1 protein-coding gene is annotated in these 1,157 nt (G+C 66.4%); it reads right to left on the bottom strand.

The window, feature by feature from the left end; genetic code table 11:
• Positions 1-1,157: Ig-like domain-containing protein (locus B447_RS21525; RefSeq protein ID WP_004249325.1), on the bottom strand; the 1,157-nt coding region annotated here is incomplete at both ends.

Below are 1,157 nucleotides of genomic sequence, written 5' to 3'. Positions count from 1 at the left end.
TCGGTGTAGCTGCCGGCGGGGACTTCGACGGTCACCGTGCCTTCAAAGCCCGCGGCCGGGGTCAGATCAGCCGTCCAGTGCGTCGGATCGGTCGGATCTTGAACCAGGTTCGAGATCGAACCATTGGTCACAACGACGTCGCTCGCCTCGAAGCCCACCGGCGGCTCGCTGAAGACGAAGCTGACCGTGCCGTCCGGGTTGATCGTGACATTGACGCTCGGGGCCAAGGTATCCACCGCGGTGCTGTCGCTATCGCCACTGCCAGCATTGCCGGCCACATCGGTATAGCTGCCGGCGGGGACTTCGACGGTCACCGTGCCTTCAAAGCCCGCGGCCGGGGTCAGATCGGCCGTCCAGCGCGTCGGGTCGGTCGGATCCTGGACGAGGTTGCTGATGCTGCCGTTGGTCACAACGACGTCGCTCGCCTCGAAGCCCACCGGCGCTTCGCTGAACACGAAACTGACGGTGCCGTCCGGGTTAATCGTGACATTGACGCTCGGCGCGAGCGTGTCGACTGCCGTGCTGTCGCTATCGCCGCTACCGGCATTGCCAGCCACGTCGGTATAGCTGCCGGCGGGGACTTCGACGGTCACCGTGCCCTCGAAGCCAGCGGCCGGAGTCAGGTCAGCCGTCCAGCGCGTCGGGTCGGTCGGGTCCTGGACGAGGTTGCTGATGCTGCCGTTGGTCACAACAACGTCTGCAGCCTCGAAGCCCACCGGGGCTTCGCTGAACACGAAGCTCACCGTGCCGTCCGGGTTGATCGTGACATTGACGCTCGGCGCGAGCGTGTCGACCGCGGTGCTGTCGCTATCGCCACTGCCGGCATTGCCAGCCACGTCGGTGTAGCTGCCGGCGGGGACTTCGACGGTCACCGTGCCTTCAAAGCCCGCGGCCGGGGTCAGATCAGCCGTCCAGCGCGTCGGATCGGTCGGATCCTGCACCAAGTTCGAGATCGAGCCGTTGGTGACGACGATGTCGCTCGCCTCGAAGCCCACCGGGGCTTCGCTGAACACGAAGCTCACCGTGCCGTCCGGGTTGATCGTGACATTGACGCTCGGCGCGAGCGTGTCGACCGCGGCGCTGTCGCTATCGCCACTGCCGGCATTGCCAGCCACGTCGGTGTAGCTGCCGGCGGGGACTTCGACGGTCACCGTGCC

The organism is Thauera sp. 27, from assembly GCF_000310125.2.
In the GTDB taxonomy this organism is placed as follows: Bacteria; Pseudomonadota; Gammaproteobacteria; order Burkholderiales; family Rhodocyclaceae; genus Thauera; species Thauera mechernichensis.
This window is presented reverse-complemented; position numbering and strand designations above follow the sequence as displayed.